14 protein-coding genes are annotated in these 18,401 nt (G+C 62.7%); 2 read left to right on the forward strand and 12 right to left on the reverse strand.

Going from position 1 to position 18,401, the window contains the following annotated elements:
- Nucleotides 1-396 precede the first annotated feature (396 nt).
- Entirely contained in the window at nt 397-2,238 is a 1,842-nt protein-coding gene (locus tag P6U25_RS23250; RefSeq protein ID WP_407147099.1) for a phospholipase C, read from the forward strand.
- A gap of 243 nt (nt 2,239-2,481) precedes the next feature.
- On the opposite strand, the gene P6U25_RS23255 is transcribed toward P6U25_RS23250, so the two are convergent.
- From P6U25_RS23255 to P6U25_RS23275, 5 genes are all read right to left on the reverse strand, one after another.
- Entirely contained in the window at nt 2,482-3,858 is a 1,377-nt protein-coding gene (locus tag P6U25_RS23255; RefSeq protein WP_407147100.1) for a cytochrome c peroxidase, read from the reverse strand.
- A gap of 100 nt (nt 3,859-3,958) precedes the next feature.
- A complete protein-coding gene (locus tag P6U25_RS23260) occupies nt 3,959-4,708 on the reverse strand; it encodes a hypothetical protein (protein ID WP_407147101.1) in 750 nt (249 codons plus the stop codon).
- Between the two features lie 27 nt (nt 4,709-4,735).
- Nucleotides 4,736-6,781 (reverse strand): alkaline phosphatase family protein, encoded by a 2,046-nt coding sequence (locus tag P6U25_RS23265; protein ID WP_407147102.1) that lies wholly within the window; start codon nt 6,779-6,781, stop codon nt 4,736-4,738.
- Nucleotides 6,782-7,100: 319 nt separating this feature from the next.
- Nucleotides 7,101-8,477 carry a cytochrome c peroxidase gene (locus tag P6U25_RS23270; protein WP_407147103.1) on the reverse strand — a complete coding sequence of 459 codons (1,377 nt, stop codon included), beginning with the start codon at nt 8,475-8,477 and terminating at the stop codon, nt 7,101-7,103.
- A complete protein-coding gene (locus P6U25_RS23275) occupies nt 8,474-9,256 on the reverse strand; it encodes an EfeM/EfeO family lipoprotein (protein WP_407147104.1) in 783 nt (260 codons plus the stop codon). Before P6U25_RS23275 ends, P6U25_RS23270 begins: the two co-directional genes overlap by 4 nt.
- A gap of 286 nt (nt 9,257-9,542) precedes the next feature.
- Here P6U25_RS23275 and P6U25_RS23280 point away from each other — a divergent pair, with 286 nt between their 5' ends.
- Nucleotides 9,543-10,034, forward strand: coding sequence for a prepilin peptidase (locus P6U25_RS23280; protein WP_407147105.1), 492 nt, complete (start codon nt 9,543-9,545; stop codon nt 10,032-10,034).
- Between the two features lie 250 nt (nt 10,035-10,284).
- On the opposite strand, the gene P6U25_RS23285 is transcribed toward P6U25_RS23280, so the two are convergent.
- From P6U25_RS23285 to P6U25_RS23315, 7 genes are all read right to left on the reverse strand, one after another.
- Nucleotides 10,285-12,447 carry an alkaline phosphatase family protein gene (locus P6U25_RS23285; protein WP_407147106.1) on the reverse strand — a complete coding sequence of 721 codons (2,163 nt, stop codon included), beginning with the start codon at nt 12,445-12,447 and terminating at the stop codon, nt 10,285-10,287.
- On the reverse strand, nt 12,447-14,288 hold the full coding sequence (locus P6U25_RS23290) for a multicopper oxidase family protein (RefSeq protein ID WP_407147107.1): 1,842 nt from the start codon (nt 14,286-14,288) through the stop codon (nt 12,447-12,449). The genes P6U25_RS23285 and P6U25_RS23290 overlap by 1 nt, the downstream gene beginning before the upstream one ends.
- Before the next feature lie 229 nt (nt 14,289-14,517).
- Nucleotides 14,518-15,159, reverse strand: coding sequence for a hypothetical protein (locus P6U25_RS23295; RefSeq protein ID WP_407147108.1), 642 nt, complete (start codon nt 15,157-15,159; stop codon nt 14,518-14,520).
- Nucleotides 15,156-15,713 carry a type II secretion system protein GspM gene (gene gspM / locus P6U25_RS23300; protein WP_407147109.1) on the reverse strand — a complete coding sequence of 186 codons (558 nt, stop codon included), beginning with the start codon at nt 15,711-15,713 and terminating at the stop codon, nt 15,156-15,158. The genes P6U25_RS23295 and gspM overlap by 4 nt, the downstream gene beginning before the upstream one ends.
- Nucleotides 15,710-16,774 (reverse strand): PilN domain-containing protein, encoded by a 1,065-nt coding sequence (locus P6U25_RS23305; RefSeq protein ID WP_407147110.1) that lies wholly within the window; start codon nt 16,772-16,774, stop codon nt 15,710-15,712. Before P6U25_RS23305 ends, gspM begins: the two co-directional genes overlap by 4 nt.
- The gene (locus P6U25_RS23310; RefSeq protein WP_407147111.1) at nt 16,774-17,682 is read right to left on the reverse strand and encodes a general secretion pathway protein GspK; all 909 of its coding nucleotides are present in this window, start codon (nt 17,680-17,682) and stop codon (nt 16,774-16,776) included. The genes P6U25_RS23305 and P6U25_RS23310 overlap by 1 nt, the downstream gene beginning before the upstream one ends.
- Nucleotides 17,679-18,395 (reverse strand): type II secretion system protein J, encoded by a 717-nt coding sequence (locus tag P6U25_RS23315; protein ID WP_407147112.1) that lies wholly within the window; start codon nt 18,393-18,395, stop codon nt 17,679-17,681. The genes P6U25_RS23310 and P6U25_RS23315 overlap by 4 nt, the downstream gene beginning before the upstream one ends.
- Nucleotides 18,396-18,401: the final 6 nt, after the last annotated feature.

Below are 18,401 nucleotides of genomic sequence, written 5' to 3' on the forward strand. Positions count from 1 at the left end.
TCATCGCGAACGCGGGAACGCTGCTCCTCTTCCGCGATGTCGGAGCTGAGGAGCTGGATTCTCCAGTTAAGGTCCGCGATCAACGCTTGTAGCGATAAGGCACTCTTCGTTCCGTAATCGGACGGCTGCTTCATGACGATTGCCTCATGGTGAAGCAACCCCTCGCGGGTTGCCAGATAGGTCAATCAAACAGCAAGAGCGATGCCATGCTTGCGACCAGCGTCGCATTGCTGCGGAATCCGAAGCCGCGCAGCAACGGCACTCCAGCATTCAATGGCGTGTCATATTTTTTTCGTCCTGCTGTAGTCGGGCTCTGAAACAGTCGGCGCGCTGGGGCAAATCGCCGCAGAAATCCCCTTCGATTTGTCTTTGAGGACCCACAGGGAGAAACCTCCAATGCACTTGTCCAAAACGCTCGGACTGGTCTCTGTTCTCGCGCTGTCGCTGATGGGCGCGGGCGCTGTTGCCGAAGACGACCACGGCCGCTCTGACAACTCAAATTTCGGCCACGACCACGACCACGACCGTGATGGCCACCATCACGTGCATACGGCGACGCCGATCAAGCACCTCGTCGTGATCTTTCAGGAAAACGTTTCCTTTGACCACTATTTCGGCACCTACCCGAACGCGGAGAACCGCCAGGGCGAAACGCCTTTCCATGCAAAGCCGTTCACCCCGGTGGTCAACGGCCTGAAGACGCCGCTTGACGTCAATCACGGTTTTTCAGCGCTCAAGGGCGTCGATCTGCTCGCTCATAATCCCAACAGTAATCCGAGCGCTCCGGTTGCCCCCAACAACAAGGTCCAGAACGGCGCCGGCGCCTCCAATCCGTTCCGCCTCGCACCGGGACAGGCGCTCACGGCCGATCAAGGCCATAATGAAGCGCCCGAAGAGAGCGCCTACAACAACGGTCATATGGACGGCTTCCCGGCCTTCACCGGCACCGCGGGTCCGCCGCCGGCCGGCATCGGCACCAAGGCGCTGGTGATGGGCTACTATGACGGCAACACGGTCACAGCGTTGTGGAATTACGCCCAGCACTTCGCGATGAACGACAACAGCTACTCGTCGCAATTCGGTCCGTCGACGCCGGGCGCGCTGAATCTCATCTCGGGCCAGACCAACGGTCTCTCGGCGACGATGAATGTGATCAACGGCTCGGGCACGTTGCTGCACACAACTCATGAAGCCTTCGGCGACGCCAGCCACACGACGAGCAACATCACCCTGATCGGCGACGCCGACCCGATCGGCGACGTCTGCTCCAATCCGACCGGAGACCAGGTGACGCTGGGCGGCCGCAATATCGGTGACTTGCTCAACGACAAGGGCATCACCTGGGGTGCATTCATGGGCGGCTTCGACCTCACCGTCGTCAACGCCAACAAGACGACCGGTTGCCAGCGCGAGACCGATCCGACCGCGCCCGGCACGCCTGCGTTCACGTCGGCTGACTACATTCCGCACCACGCCTGGTTCCAGTACTACGCCTCGACCCGGAATCCGCAACACACCCGGCCAAGCTCGGTCGAAGCCATCGGCCACAGCTTCATCCCCGGGACCAAGACGCCGGAGCCCGCCAATCACCAGTACGACAGCAATGATTTCTTTGCTGCGCTCAAGGCCCACAACCTGCCTTCGGTCAGCTTCCTGAAGGCCCCCGCCTACCAGGACGGGCATGCCGGCTATTCCGATCCGCTCGATGAGCAGAATTTCATCGTCAGCGTGATCAATGCGGTGCAGCAGAGCCGCGATTGGGAAGATACCGCCATCATCATCGCCTACGACGACTCCGATGGTTGGTATGATCACCAGATGCCCCCGATCGTGAACACCTCGGCGAGCCCGACCGTCGACACGCTGAACGGCCCCGGCGTTTGCAACACCAGCAACGGCTTCCAGCAGGGCCGCCAGACTCCGAGCCAGCCGCTCAACGGCAACTTCGGCCAGCCGGCCTGGGGCCGCTGCGGTTACGGCACCCGCCAACCGCTGCTTGTGATCTCGCCGTTTGCCAAGCGCAACTACGTCGATCACACGCTGACGGATCAATCGTCGGTCCTGCGCTTCATCGAGGACAACTGGCTCAACCGCGAGCGCATCCAGCCCGGCGGATCGTTCGACACCATCGCAGGTCCGATCGACAACATGTTCGACTTCGACCGTCGCGACGAGGACTATCCGCGCAAGCTGATCCTCAACCCCAGCAACGGTGCCGTGGCGTATCTCGGGCATTGATGCTCGAGACCCGGTCGCTGGGCATGCACGAGCACGTCCCCGGCATCGAGCCGGGGACGTGCTGTTTTGAGGACGCCGGCTGCTCACGCTTCGGTCCTGCGGCCGTCCGCATGACATGTTGACTACGCGCGAGCCGGACCCGGCTCGCACGAATACGCTATGTGGCTTATGAACGGCACGGAATCAGGATCGCGCGATCCTGTCCCTCGGTTCACCTGCCCTCAGGGGAAATGTCCATTCCCATCACTGCGGCTTCTGGTGATGTTCGAGCGCCTGTCTTAGCGCCGCATAGTGCGCGTCATGGACCTTCGGGTTGAACAGCGACCATTGCTCGGCATTATAGAGCAGCGTCGGAACCTCGATCTTCATCTTGCCGCGATAGAGCTCGTAGTCTGCGGCCGCATCGTCGAAGCGTCCGTCAGCAGCCGCCATGTCGATGCGTCGCAGCGTCAGAACCTGCTCCTTGAGCGCCTGACGCACCAGCATGCGCTCGCTCAATCCATCGGGCGTCAGGCTGGTGTCCTTGCGATCGGGATATTGCTCGGTGAGATCGCGCAGCTCGGCGCCGATCGTGTCGACAGCAAGAGCGATCACGTCCCTGTCGTGGTTCGCGATCGCCGTACCCAACACACTCGCGAAGTCGTTGAGCTCCTTGGTCGTCGCGACATAGCCTTCATACTCGTTGGGTGATATGCCGGCGCCGACAGCCTGCAGGTAGATCACGAGGTCCTGCCGCTCCGCGTCCGACAGGCCGAGGTCGAAGCTGCGGTTGAAGAACGCGACCACCTGATCATAGCTGTCGAAACGACCGTCATGGAAGTAAGGCGCGTTGTAATTGGCGTTCAGCAATGTCGGCGTCTTGAACAGGCCACCGGAGCCAACGTCGTGCTGCTGGTGATCGACGAATGCCGCCGAGGGAACGTGGCAACCGGCGCAACTGAGCTGCGGGTTGTGCGGAAACGGCTTGAAGAACAACGCTTCGCCGCGCTGCTCGCTATCCATCGCCAGCGGGCCGAGCCGTCCGCCCGGAGCGAGATTCGGATTGGCCAGGAAATCGATGTCCTGAATGTAGGCGACCATGGCGTCAAGTAGCGTCGACGACGGCTCGGGGCCGGCAAACTCGTTGACGATCACGTTGTGGACGAAGTCGCGCAGCGAAGCCATGCGGCCGTCATGGCCATAGGGGCCGAGAAACCGCGCGCCGCGGAGACTTGGGATCCGAACGGGATCGAACACCAGATTGTCGGCCTTTGGATTGAACAGCGGCCCGGTGGTGTCAAAGGTGCCGGGATGGCCGGACATCTTCGGCATGTAGAATTTCGGGTTGGCAGCGCCGTTCACGTGGCAGGTCCCGCAACTCATTCCGGCCTGCCGCGCTACCCCACCCAAGACACTCGGCGAGTTGAAGGCGAGATCGCCGAGATTGACCAGATAGGATTTATGGCCGCGATTGAGTTCACTGTGGAACGCCTCGCGCGGCTTGATCAGCGCATCCTCATTGAACTCGGTGGTGACGGGCAGCAGCGTCTGCCGTCCATCGAGCGGAAATGCCGCGAGCCTGTCGGCCGCAAGCACGACACAACCGAGCATGGCGAATGCCCAAACGCCTTTCTTTGCCATTTCGGGAGATTCTCCAGCGATGCGGGACGCGTGTCACACGCTTGCAAATATTGTCGAGTTCCTTTGCCGATTTGTGACGGCCGACCACGCTGCGGTCACATCAAGGCCGCGGCTCGGGTTTCTGGTCGGCAACCCACACGTCGCTCTGCTTGATCTGTTCGATCAGCGCCTCCGGGCTGAACTTCCGAGCACGCGGCGGTAGCTCAAAGGATGCAGCCGACTGCGGTTCATCCCTGATATTCTCAACCGAAATCACCGTCCCGTCCTCGCTCTTGATCCGCAGCGGAAACCTTCGCTCGCGGTCAATCCAGCCGAGAAGCGCCGGCCCGGCGACGGGAGCGGCGCGGACCATGGTCGTGTTGCGGCCCTGAATCACATCCTCCCCTGTCCGCTCGCAGCGCCACTCGCCACCCTCTTCCAGTCCGGCGAGACGCGCCATCGACTGCCATTGCCGGCAAGGGTCATCCGGATCGACGGGCACCAGTAGCCGGGTGAACTGGCTCGACTGCCGGGCCTCCATATAGATCCGTGCGACGGGCCGAACGAACCAGGCCACCGGCTTTGCCGCGTCGACCAGAAAGAAGCCGTCGGCAAACTCCGGCGTCTCGATCCTGATCTTGCTGCCGAGAACGTTGAGCCGTCCCGCCGGCGACGACACGGCGCCACGTTGCACGACAATATCGGCGGAGAATTGTTGCGCCTGTGCCGCAACCGCACTGGCGACAAGAGCGACGCCAAACGCGGCGATGCGGGATCGCATCATTCGGCGCAGACCGGCCGGAATCACGTCCTTCATCATCATCTTCAACCAATGGACGACGCCGACCGAACCGCAAGGTTCGATCGGCATCGGTCGTGGGCCCGATGTCAGAGCCGATCACTCGAGGTAGGAGATATCCACCGGCTTGTCGAAGTCGAACGCATCGAACAGATCAGCGAGCGCCGGGCTGTTGGTCGGCACATAGTGATTGCCCTTCGTGTACGTTGGGTTCGGCAGGTTGTCGCGGCTTCGGTTCGTGAGCGGCTTGAGGTTCCAGTTGCGCTCGATGAACTTCAGCAGCGACACGTGGTCACCGTAGTTGTGGTAGACCTTACCGCCGGTCGAATACGGCGACAGGATCAGGATCGGCATGCGCGCGCCATCGCCGAAGAAGTCGATCGACTGGATGTAACCGGAATCCCAGTAGCCGCCGGCTTCGTCCCAGGTGATAAACACCGCCGTTTCCGCCTTCAGCTTCGGATTGGCTTCGAGCGCACCGAGGATGTTGGCGACATAGGCCTCGAACAGATCAACCTTCGAGCTCTGCGGATGACCGTCGAGCAGGCCATCCGGCTTGCCGAACGCCACAGAAGGCAGCTCGTTGTTCTGGATCGCGGTGATCAGATCGGAGGTGTCCTTGATATGCGCCGCGCGGACCGTCGGGTCGGCCATGATCGAGGTCGCGTACTGGAACGGGTTGCAGATCTGACAATAGGCCACGCCGAGCGCGTGGGCCGGATCGGCAAGTGCCGCACCGTTCAGGTCCGGGCTGGTCGCATTCTTGGCCACTGCCTCATTCGAGAGAACCACGGCGTCGTTATACGCACCGCCATAGTAGGCCCACGAGATCTTCTTCTCGATCAACGCGTCGCCGATCGTTCTGACCGACGATGGCGGCAGGCTCTTGCCACCCGAGAGCGCGCCGTTCGGTAGATAGCCGGGGTTGGTATTGTTGAGCATATAGTAGTGGTTCGGCTTGCAGTTCGGCTCCGCGGCGTATGGCAGCGCCTCGAGGTAGCTGACGATCGGCTTCACGCCCGGCTGGCTGAAATCGCCGCAATTGCTGAAATTGCCGTCGACCGTGTACTTGTTGACGGTGCCCGCGGCGGGATTCGGATTGGCGATCAGGTTCGCGGGCGGCGTGACCGGGTTACCCTGGCCGTCGCTCCAGAAACCCGCATCACCGGTGCCGAGCATGAAGTGATTGGCGCCGGTGCCACCGTGGAACGACTGATGGAAGTTGTCACCCAGGGTGAAGCGGTCCGCCAGCATCTTCAGGATCGGGACCTGTCCCTGCTCGACGTTGTAGAAGCCCATCTCGTTGCCCTGGCTCTTGTTGGTCGCCGAGTAGGTCGCCATGACGAACGGAAACAGGTCGCTCAAGCAACCAGAATTGTTGCTCTTCGACGCGGTGGCCGCGCTGCAATCCTCCTGCTGCCAGTCCTGGTAGAAGCGGTGGGTCGTGTCACCGGTGTAGTCGTCGTCGGTGATATTCGCACCCTGCAGCAGGAACGGCCCGGCGAGGCTGCCCGCACCGGGAACGCGCGTATCGAGGGCGCCCGTCGGCAAACCGGTGGGACCGGTCGTCAGGATGTCGAGGTCGCTCGGATCCATATCCCTCTCGACGCCAGCTTCCGCAACTGTCTTGAACGGAGCGCCCGTGTCGCTCTGCGCCTGCGGAGCACCGTTCGTGTTCGGCTGCGGCATCACATTGGTCGGGCTGTAGGGCGTCTTCGCGATCGCCGGAGCACCGACATAATAGGACGACTGCGCTGCGGCCGAGAACTGCTGCGCCTTGGCGACGTTAGGGCCGGGCGAGCCGTCCTCGTTGACAATGCCCTTCGACAGCAGGTTCGAGATCGTCTCACCCCTGCCCTTCGGCTTGTACACGCCGAATGTATGATCGAAGCCGCGGTTCTCGCCAATCAAGACGATGACGTGCTTGATCGGCGACGCCGTCTTCACCCTGCTCGCCGGATCGTGGTCCCTGTTGGGGCCATTGTGCTCCTGTGCGTTGGCGTTTTGGTGATGCGCGTGTGAGCGCGTGTCCCAATCGCTGCGTCCACCGAAATTCGCTGCGTAAGCTGCCGTGGTCACCACGATCGTTGAAGCAATGCAAAGCGCCGTGGTTGTTCGCCAGTGATCTTTGAAGTTGAAAGCCATGTCGACTCCAAGCGGTTGTTGTTTAGCGCCGCCGGTAACTAGTGCATCAACATGACGCAGGCATATCGCCGCGATGAAACGACGCACGAAACGCAAAATGATGCCTGTTATTTTTCTCCCTGCAGCTCGCACGCGATGAGCTCGACGCCATTGCGTGTCATTGCAAGGAGCTCGCGATAAAATTGAAAAGCAATTTTGTGCTGAAGCGACGACCATCCTTCCAGTGCGCGGAGCTGTGGATCGCTTCGCTGCCAATGACGCGGACAGGATTGCGCGCCGTCACCCTGAGCTGCGCGATCGCGCAAATGCCGAACAGGCGTTATCGAGCCACGCGCCTTGATTCAAGAACGCGGCGGAGAGCGGCGTAGTGCTGGTCGTGCACAGCGGGATTGAAGAGCGACCATGGTTCGGCGCCGGCCAGCAGCGAAGGCACGGCCGCAGCCATGAGATAGCGGTAGTTGCGGTAGTCGGCCGCAGCGTCTTCGGTTCTCCCGTCGTCGACCGCGACCTCGATTCGCCGCAGCAGCAGGACAACCTCCTTGAGGGCCGCCCGCGCATTCACGCGCTCCCGGTCGCCACCCGACACGCTGGTATTCTTGCGGTCGGGATATTGCTCCGTCAGCTCGCGCAGCTCGCCGCCGATCGTCTCCACGGCCAATCCGACCACATCCCTGTCGCCGGCGGCAATGGCCGCGCCCAACACGGTCGCGAAATCGTTGACCTCCCTCAGCGAAGCGCCGGCGCCCTCGTGCTCGTAAGGCTGTGTGCCATCGCCGACCGCCATGAGATAGGCCACCAGATCTCTGCGATCCTGCGCGGTCAGGCCCAGTCCGAACACCGTATCGAAATGCGTCACCACCTGATCGAACGTATCGAAGCGACAGTCATGAAAGTACGGCGCGTTGAAGTCGGCGTTGCGCAGCGTCGGTGTCTTGAACAGACCGCCCGATCCGACGTCATGCTGCTTGTGATCGACGAAGGCACCTGACGGGACATGGCATCCGGCGCAGCTCATGCCGGGATCATGCGGGAACGGCTTCCAGAACAGCGCTTCGCCGCGGCGCTCCGCTTCGCTGATTTTGCCGACCAGGCGGCCCGTGGGACCGAGGCTCGGATTGGGCAGGAAATCGATATCCTGGAGATAGGCCACAATGGCGTCGAGGATCACGGGCGACGGTTCGGGACCAGCAAATTCATTGACAATGACGTTGCGCACGAAATCACGCAGCGAGGCCATCCGGCCATCGGCACCGTAAGGCGCGAGATAGCGCGCACCGCGCAGGCTCGGAATTCGCACGGGGTCCAGCAATCCATTGTCCGCCTTCGGATTGAACAGGGGCCCGGTCGTGTCGAAGTTGCCGGGCCGTGTCGACATCTTCGGCATAAAGAACCTGGCATTGCCGGCGCCGTTGACGTGACAAGTGCCGCAACTGACGTTGGCCTGCCGCGCAACGTCGCCGAGGATCGATGGCGAACTGAAGGCCAAATTGCCGAGATTGACCAGGTATGACTTCCCCCCTGACATCTCCGAGCGAAACACCTCGCGCGGTCGTTCCAGCGCGTCCTCGTTCAGCTCGGTGTTAACAGGCAGCGCCGTCTGGTTACCGTCGACCGGAAAGGCCAAGACCGGTCCATGCCAGACAGCAATCAGGAGGCCGAACGCGGCCGCGACGGTGCCGAGACAGCGCAAGCTCATCGCGACTGAGCCTCCAGCGTCGGCCGCTGCAATCCAAGCCTGAGCGAGGCGGCCTGCAGCGAGACCACCAGCTCTTCACTTGCGCGCCGCAAGGCGCGAACATCGACATGCGGCAGATCATGCGCTGCGACGATGGCCTTGAGTTCGTCGATGCGCTCGGTCACCTGCTTGGCGAGCCGCGCGTCGGTCACCTGAAGCGCCTCCGCAAAGATGGTTCGATAGGCAAAGTCGATGCCGTCGACATTGTTGCGCATGTCGTCGAGCGAGGTCCCGCTGATCCGGGACTCACCGCCATCCGCTTTGCTCTCACCCACCTCGTAGGCTAGGCGCACGGTGCCGTCGAGCAGGCCTTGCGGGGTCAATGCCATGGTCGGCAGCCTGCTCTCGAGCTGGTCGAGGTGCCCGATCAACGCATCGGTGTCGCGCTCGACGTCGATTTCTCCGGCGCCGAACAATTTTGCTTCGATGGCGTGGAATCCGCTGTCGGCGTTCGGCCAAGCGTCGATCAGCGTATCCAGCTCAGGCACGAAACCGGCCGTGAAGACTTCCGAACGCTCCCAGCCGGCGCGGGCTGACAGCCAGGCCCTTTTTGCGCCCGCCAGATCCTTGGCGGCAACCCGTTCGCGCAGCTCCTTGATGCCTGCCAGTGCTGACCCGATGCCCTCGATCATGTAGGGACGATAGCGCTCCGCGGCGTCGTCCAGTGCGGTGGCACTCACTGGACCGACGCTATTCGCAATAGCGAACGAAACAAGGCACAGCACCACGCTCTTCTTCATTGCCCCCTCCACCACGCGGAGTGCAGCCGTTCGCGACGCTGCGTCCAACGGTCCCACAATATTGTCGGCTTGTTATACTGTTTTGTGACGGTATCGCGTCTCTTCACGCCTTCCCCGCAAATCAAACAGAATTGCCGCGAAGCAACTCCTTGCTTGCGCATCATCGCCAAGAGCATGCGCACGCGGGTCGGCGACAATAATAATTTCTTCGAGTAGACTTCATGCCCTGGCGGCGATGCCAAAGTTCGTCGATCGACGCCGCGTTCCTTGTCCTACAGCGAGTGACATGACAGCCAACACGCCATCGCTCCTGATTGCAGGATTCTTCGCTGCGCTATGCCTGCTGTGTAGCAGCCTCGCTTTGATCGACTTTCGTCGGGGCATCATTCCAGACGCCCTCAACCTTGCAGTCGGCGGTATTGGTCTGGCCCGGGCTATCGTTACGGGCGGCGCCATGGCCGGCGTCGAGGCCACAGCGGAGGCGATCATTGTCGGACTAATCTTCTGGCTATTTCGCAGGCTCTATTTCGCCGCAAGGAAAATCCAAGGGTTGGGGCTCGGGGACGTCAAGTTTCTCGCCGCGGCCACGCTATGGATCGGCCTCCCTGGCATCCCCGTTCTGATCCTGATTGCTGCGCTCTCGGCCTTGATCGCAGTCGGTGGCGCGCAACTGGCCGGACAAAACCTGACGCGGCAGACCTCGTTGCCGTTCGGCCCATTCCTGGCGCTCGGCTTGCTGTCGGCCGTCGTCGCCGAGCAATGGTTCGGCTTGAGCTAGCGCGCGATGAGGTGAGGTTGAGCTGGAGCGGCGGCGGTGCTCCACCTCTCCCTTGGGAGAGGCATAGGCCGCCTTCGGCGGCCGTCCTTAAGAGAACGCCGAAGCGCTGCTTCGGCTATGGCGCAGTGCCGGGTGAGGGATTACGGTCTCTCGTTAGCGCCGCAGCCCCTCACCCGATTTGCTTCCGCAAATCGACCTCTCCCCGTTGGGGAGAGGTGAACCGAACGCGTGGCTAAAGCACTGGCTGATGTCAGTGATCCCAACCTTCGCCATGGCCACCGCGGTGGTGGCCGCCGTCGAAGTCGAAGAGGTCGAACAGATCGCTCAGCGCTGGGCTGTTCACCGGAACGTAGGCGTTGCCCGGTGCGGCAACCGGGTTCGGGAAGTTGTCGCGGCTGCGGTTTGTAATCGGCTCCAGGCGCCAATTCCGCTCGATGAATTTGACGATCGAGACATGATCGGCATAGGCATGCGAGATGTGCCCCTGCTTCACGAACGGTGAGACCACGATCAACGGGATGCGGGTGCCGTCACCGAAGAAATCGAGCGGCTGCACGTAGCCCGAGTCGAAGTAACCGCCGCCTTCGTCGAAGGTGATGAAGATCCCGGTATCCTGGGCGTAGTCCGAGGCCTCGACCTGGTCGACGATCTTCTTCACGAAGCCTTCAAACAGGTTGAGCTTGGAGGAGGCCGGATGACCGTCGGTATAGCCGCTCGGCTTCACGATCGAGACGGCCGGCAGAGCGTGCTTGGAGATATCCGAGTACAGGTTGACCGTGTCCTGGATGTGGGCGGCAACCTGATCCGGATGCGACATGATCGACGTGTCGTACTGGAACGGATTGCAGATGTTGCAATATTCGTCGGCGGTCGGTCCGGCTACACCCCAGTTGAGCTGGTAGGGATCGTTGACATAGTTGTTCCACTGATCGCCGTAATACTTCCACGAGATGTGTTTCTCGTTCAGGCTGTCGCCGATGCTCTTTCTCGTCGACGGCGGGATCGTAAACGGGGTGTTGGACGGGTTGGTGTCGGTGTAAGCATTCTTGCCGTTGCCGAAATAGCCGGGATTGTAGTTGTTCAAGAGATAGTAGTGACCCGGCTCGCAATTCGATTTGATCCGGACCGATTTCAGATAGTCGAGGATCGGCTTGACGCCGGGCTGGCCGGCATCCGAGCAGTTGCTGTAGGAGCCGCCGCCGGAGACCGGGTTCGTCGAATAAGGCGGCGGAGAGCCGCCATTGCCGCCGGCGCCGTAGCCATCTTGGATGTACCAATTGTTGGTGCCCATCGCCGGATTCGGATTCTCGATCTCATGGACCGTACCGGCGTCGGGAGTGCCGCCGAAAACCTGCGTGCCGTCCGGCGGCGCGACCGGATTGCCATAGGCGTCGCTGAAATAGATCATGTCGGCGTGTCCGAACATGATGTGATTGGCCCCGGTGCCGCCGTTGACGGACTGATGGAAGTTATCGCTCATCGCGTACTTCTGCGCGAGACTAGTGAAGTACGGCACGTCGCCCTTCTGCACGTTGTAGAAGCCGAGCGCGGTCGACCCCTCGCCCGTGGTCGTCGCGGTCGGCGAATATTCGGTCGAGAAGTTGGAAGGCGGCTGCGCACCGTTGCTGCCGGCACCGACCGTCACCTCGACCCAGGCGAACAGGTTGCCGTTGCAGCCCGACGGATTGTCGCGGCTGGCGGCGGAGGTGTTGCAGTTGAGCTGCTGCCACATCTGATAGAAGCGATGCACCGGGCTTGCCGCATAGGCGTCATAGGGCATGGCATCGCTGTTGGTGAGCTGGAACGGCCCGGCCGGCAGCGCACCGACATTCGTGATGCGCTGGTCGGGGGTCTTCGACGTCTGTCCCGTGCCGCCGGTCAAAAGATACTGGTAGTACTCGGAAGGCAGGCCGGATTCGGATTGCTGCGCCAGCGCCAGGGACGCCTCGCAGGTCGTGATCGGCGAGCTGCCGCACTGATTGGGGATGTAGGAGTCCTTGGGACCGCCCACCAGCGGAGCCGGCAATTGATCCTTGGGGAAGGTCTGCTTCGGCGGGCTCAGCAGGAATGCATCGTTCAAGCCGGTGTCCGTGGCGGAGAGCTGATGTGCCTTTTCGAAATTGGACCCGGGCACCGCATTCTTGTTCTGATCGAGCTTGACGATGCCCTGCGACAGCAGGTTCATCACGCTCTCGCCGGGCCGGTTGGGCACGTAGGTGGCGAACACATGATCGAAGCTGCGGTTCTCGCCGATGATCACGATCGCATGCTTGATCGGGGTCCTCGTCTCGTGGCCACCGTGGTGCCCCCACTCTTCCGCAAGCACGGGACTCGCGGTGAACTGACCCAGCGCCAGCGCGCTGAGAGTAAGGCGGCACCCCTGCAGCCAACGTGACGTGTGCTTGTCGCGCATCAAAGCTCTCCTCTGTTCTGTTGGTTGGATGGCGTCGTTGAGGTCGCGGTGCTCCTCGGCACCACCTTGATCCGTCCCATCATGCCGCCGTCCTCATGCTCGAGGACGTGACAGTGATAGACGAAGGTGCCGACGATGTTGGGATCGCGGAAATCCATGCGCAGTCGCACGCTGGGATATTTCAGCATTCGGCCGTTGTAATAGGGAACGTTGACCGTATCGCGCAGGAACGGCTCGTTGACTGCGATCCCGGACCAGTCGCGCAACTGGAAGTGAATCTGGTGGATGTGAAAATCATGGAGCTCCATCGAGCGGTTCTCGATGATCCAGTCCTCGACGTCGCCCTGCCTTACCACGATGTCGGGGATGTCGGACTGCGGGTCGAAGGGCCTTGGCGTGTTTCCGTCGATGGTCAGAAAGAATTGCGTGCGACTGCTCGGATCGTTCGGGTTCTCCGGTCGCTCGGAGAAAAACAGCTTCCTGACGCGCACCGGTGCAACATCGCCAACCCACGGCAAATCGGGCGGCGGCAACGGCTCCGCTGCGATCGGCAGCGTTGCTTGCGGCTCGCCCGCATCTGTCGTGCCCGTGATCGTCATCAGCGCGCGGTTCGGGTCGTTCTCTCCGGCCGGCCCGGTATCGACGGCGCGCGTCACTAGCAATGCGGACGCTCCCGCCGACGGACCTTCGACGATGAACTCCGCGCGAGAGCCAGGCGGCAAGCCGATGTGATTGACCCATCGCACCGCCGAGGACAGGCTGCCCTGGAAGCGCAGCGGGACTCCGTCGATACCGACCACGCCGATCTGCTGCGGCGCGCGGCCGACCAGCAAAGCGAGGTTGAGATACGTGATCGCGGACGCGTTCAGGACACGCCATAGCTGCCGCTCTCCCGGCTTCATCGACAACCTCGCCGGCGGGTAGTCCGGATACGGCACCGGCACGAAGTTGACGGACAGGTCCTTCGACGGCTTGCCGAAGCCGGTGCCGGAGTTGGCAACGTCGCCGTCATTATCGAGCTGGCTCTTCGACATCACCGGCTCGCGCCTCGACGGCAGCGCGTCGGGATTGACGAGATCCTGGTCGCGGACCACGAGCACGCGCTCGGGCAATCCGGCAAGCGACGGATCGGCGCGTTCGATGCCTTCGACGATCAGGGCGCCGGAGGCTCCGCCGAGCACCTGCGTCTTGCTCAAGCCATGAAGATGCGGGTGATACCAGTAGAGCCCGGGCGGCGCATCGTCAGGGATGCGCAGGCGATAGTCGAACGCCTTGTCGTCGGGCTGGATCGATGTCTTCAGCACATCATCCTGGTGACACACCGGCGGCACTGTCAGTCCGTGGAAGTGCAGATTGGTTGACACCGGCGTCATTGCGCCGCTCTCACAGGGATCCGCTTCCTGCTTCGCCGTGCAAATCGGTCCACCGGCGAGCGCCTGATCAATCGCGGGCGTCGTGGCACCGAGATCAACAAGATCGTTCTTCAAATGGATGACGAGCTGATCGCCCGGCTTCACGCGCAAGGTCGGCGACGGCTTGCCGTCCGACGTCAGGTAGCAGTAGCGGCTCGTCCCGTCCGGCAGCTTCTCGTCATGTTCACTGAGATCGACCTCGAGGATTCCGTCGCGACTGCGCAGATCCACCGGTTCGGCGATCGCGCTTCCAGGCTCCGGTCGAGCGCACACATCATTCTGCGCGCGCGGCACGGTCGGCAGCTCCGCCGCCCCCAGCCAGGCGGCGGTTATGCCACTCGTCGCGAGCCCGATGCCGGCCGCGACGATGATACAAGAAGTTGTCGAGTATCGTCGAAGCACGCCATCCTGCCCATGCGCCGCGGCCATGCAAAGGCACGCTGACGCCACGCATGGTGCCAGCCAGCTTCGCGACCACAGTCGCCAACGAGTGTTCTGTTTGACCTCGCAACGCTACATGCGCGTTGTTGCGGGAATCTGGCAGGTTTCTAACAGCCAAATGACAGTGGATTGCGGCATTTCAGCGCGGAACACTTTCACGATGCTGACAGGCCAGGTCTCCCGGGGGCGAAGCGCAGCCGCGCAGCAAATTGACGTTTCATCGCCGCCTCAGCTCGGCCTGCGGCGTCGAGCCGTCGGCGCTGACCGGCGTCACCAGCACCGGCGCATTGGCGTGTTCGCCGGGTTGCGGCAACGTCAGTATCGCTGCCTCGTGATCCATTTCCATCGTGACCTCGCGGCCCTGGATCATAAGCAGCTTCCAGCCTTGATAGTTTTCGCCGAGCTTCAAGCGCAGGGCCTGCTTGGTCGACTGATCGAGAAAGATGCCAAAGCTCTCGTCGTCACTTGCGATCGTTCCAACCAGCGACAACGGCGGCGGGCGGATTTCCTTCTTCCGCGGCGGCGGGGGTGGCGGCGCCGCCGCCGGCACCGAGGCGACCGCTGGCGGCGGCCGCCGTGACGGCGAAAAAATTGGACGATCGCGCGTTCCCGACAATCGAGCGAGCGGTATCGCCCATAGCGGGTTGGCGCTCGGCGGCTGCTCTTGCGCTGGCGGCGGGGCAACGACACGAACGGACGTCACCGGTTCGCCCGAACGCGGCGCGGCCGTCCCCCCAAGCCGCGTCTCCTCGGCAATGCCGGCGTCGAGATCGTCGGTCGTGATTGCGACCGTTGCCGCCATGGCAACATGGAGCGACAACCCAAGCGCCATTGCCACAATGATAAGGCTGCGCCTCATTTGGCGCCTCGCCATTGCCCCGACACTCCCAGCAGAACCCGCAACTTGCCGGGCTGCGACACGGATGAGGTTGTCGGGGTCTGGACCACCAACTGATCGACAAACAGGAACGGCATTCCCGCCTCGATATCGTAAAGCAGCTCCTGCAATTGAGGCTGCTCGATCTCGCAGCTCGCGATCATGCTGAGGAACCCCGGCTTGCTCGATGAGCTCTGCACGTCAAGCTGTGTCGACAACACGTTGCCGCCGAATTTCGTGACGGCGTTCGCCACCCGCTGCAGCAAAGTCGCGCCGGCAATCGTGACGGTGGCGCCCTCGAGGTACGGCGACCCGGCCGGCATCGCACCCTCTGCATTCGGCTTGGCCGCTGCGCGGTGCCCCCCAAGCTGCTCCAGCATGGTCGCGGCGGCAGCGACCTCGCTGCGCTGGTCGATCAGATCGGATATCGACATCACCACGGTGAACAGCAGCACGATGACCAGGCCGACATAGGCCACCGCCGCCAACAGCGGCGAGGACGTTACCAACCTGAAGGGTGTGGACTGGATATTCACGAGCCTGATCCGAAATAGGCGGTGATGTGAGCTTCGATGTGGAATCGTTCGCCGGGCTCATTCGCCGCATGCGTGGTAGGGGCAAAGAAGGTCGCGCGGGTGAATTGTGGAGAGGACTGTTCGATCAAGCGGATCAGCGAGGGGGCATCCTGGGTCATCCCGACGATCTGGATCTTGTCCCCCTCGATCCGCAGTTCCGTCACATAGGTGGAATCGGGCAACGCCCGCGAGATCGCCTCCAGCACCATGACGCTCGACGGCGTCGTTTGCTTGCGCTTGGCGAGCAGGCCGAGCCCTGAGCCGCTCGTGTCAAGACGCAATGCGGCGCGGCGCTGGGCGATATGCTGCTGCAGGTCGCCGAGCTCCGATTGCAGCGAGCCGCCAAGATAGGCACTGACCAGGAGCGACGCGGCCGCGGCGAGCGCGCTCGAGAGCAGGATGACGCGCAGCAATCGGGGCACGTTGACCGCGGCGCCGATCACGCTGCGCAGCGGCCGGTCGAGCAGCTTGATCGGCGCGGACCCATCGGCTGGCGCCAGGATCGCAACCGATGCAGCGCCGACGATCTCCGCGAACCGCAACAGCGGCGCGACCTTCTCTCTCGACGTCGCCGCAAAACTCACCTCGATCCGGTCATTCGCGGCAGGCGCGGGCGCCCCCCAGCCGAACACCGCGTCATTGGCCGACCATGGCGTCAAGCGATCGACCTGAGCCCTGATCATTCCATCGAGGAAATCGGCCGCCCTGCTCGGGAAATCGAGCCGGTGCGTCATGACGTGATCCGCGCGCAGCAGCGCCTCGATGCGGCTTCCCCGGAGCACGACCTTCCACGTCTCCGGCAGCGGCGGGTGCGGCGCATCGCTATCGAAGCGAAAGGACAGATCGGGCAGATCGGCTCCGCCCTTCGCGTTGCTCGCACTTGCCGTGAACGTGCCGTCATCCTGTTCCGCAAGCTCGATGCGCGGCGCGCGGCCGAAGCGGCCAGCCATCGCGTCGATCGCGCGGCTCACCGCATCGATCCATTCGGTCAGGAACAGTTTCGCGTCCGATATCAGCGCCATCAGGACCTCCGGCGAAGAGGCAGGTGAGCGGATTCGACATCGTCCTGCCACGACAACACGCGATAGGGCTCACGCTTGTCGCCGAGAGCAATCACCACTTCCGACGTGGCGCGCCGGCCGTTGGCAAAGCCGATCGTCGTTTCGACGCGGTAGCACGGGCTCTTGGCTTTCGGCAGGCTCTTCGCCGGAGCGGACGGGTCGGCACCGGCAAGCGGATCGTTCGAAAGTCCGATCGCAGCGCCGAATAGATCCGCGCCTGCACTGGAGCGTTTTGCGAAGGCCGCGACCACTTCCGGCGCAGCGATCGTCGCATCGATGTCCGCCGACCCGTTGAAGATAGTCACAAACGGCAAAGCGCGATCGACGAGTGCCGGCGGAAGCCCAGCGACCAGGGCAAGCTCATTGACATGCGTGAACAACGACTGCCGTGGCGTATACCCCAAGGCCGCGTAGCGCGCCGCCTCTTCGTTGGTGCTGCCCGGCGCGGGACGGGTGCGCCAGCCGACGATGCGGTCAGCATCCTCGTTGGCCGCATCCTTGCTGGCACCGAGCCCAGCCAGAAACGCGGCGAGCACCTCTTTCGACGCAAGATTGAGATCGATCCGAGCCGCTTCCGAGGTAAAGGTCACGCCGACATTGGCGTCGTCCATCCGGAAATGGAATGAACCCTGCGCCGGCCTTGCATCGTCGCTGGCCAGGATCAACTGATAGGCCGTGAGCTCGACGCCGGCCGACACCAATGCTTCATTCTGCAGGGCGGTATCGCCGAGCGCCATCGCGCGAGCCGATGCCGACAGATAGAGCGTGAAGATCATCGCCAGTGATGACAGCGTCAGGAGAATCCAGAGCACCACGACGATCACGAAACCGCGTTGGGAATCACTGGCAGCGCGTCCCGCACTGGTCATAACTGACCTCCCTGCCCGACGGCGTTGGCCGGCCCGCCGCTGCCAGCGCTATTCGGCTTGTCGGTGCAGTTGCCGTCAGGCCGCGTGCAATCGCTCGGCACCTGAGCATGGACCGGCGCAATGGTCGAGACCGAGAGCACGCGCTGGCTGGCGGCGTCGCGGATGGTCAGCTTGATCATGACGGGCAATTGTTCGGCCTCGCGCCATGTGCTCTTCCAGACCCGGTCCGGCCCCGCATAGGCAAAGGACAGTCGAAACGGCGAGCGCAGCAACACCACGGGATCGCGGAAGTGCAACTGCTCGGACAGCGACGAGCCGGCCGGCAGCGGCGCAAACCGCGTCCGCGAGCGCACCGTGACAAACTCTCGGCGATCGGAGCTCTCGCCGAGATGCACGACGTCGAGCCCTGGCCCGGCGTTGGGGCCAATCGCAGTGCGCACGAAGGTGATCGAGAGCTCCGAGCCATCGAACAATGGACGGCGGGATTCGCGATTGGCGGGAACGTACTCGGCTGCGGCCAGGTCGGCCGCAATGCGTTGCAGCGCCGTACCAATCGCTTCATCGCGTTGGACCCGGTCAATCCCCCGATTCCAGTTCGGCAGCCATTGCGCGGTGATGCTGGCAAGCGCCGATAGCAAAAGGCCCATCAACGCGAGCGCCACAATGGCTTCGATCAAGGTAAAGCCGGCCTCACGCTCACGCCGGGTCGCCATCACCAC

The sequence above is a fragment of the Bradyrhizobium sp. ORS 86 genome (genome assembly GCF_045571475.1).
Classification (GTDB): Bacteria; Pseudomonadota; Alphaproteobacteria; order Rhizobiales; family Xanthobacteraceae; genus Bradyrhizobium.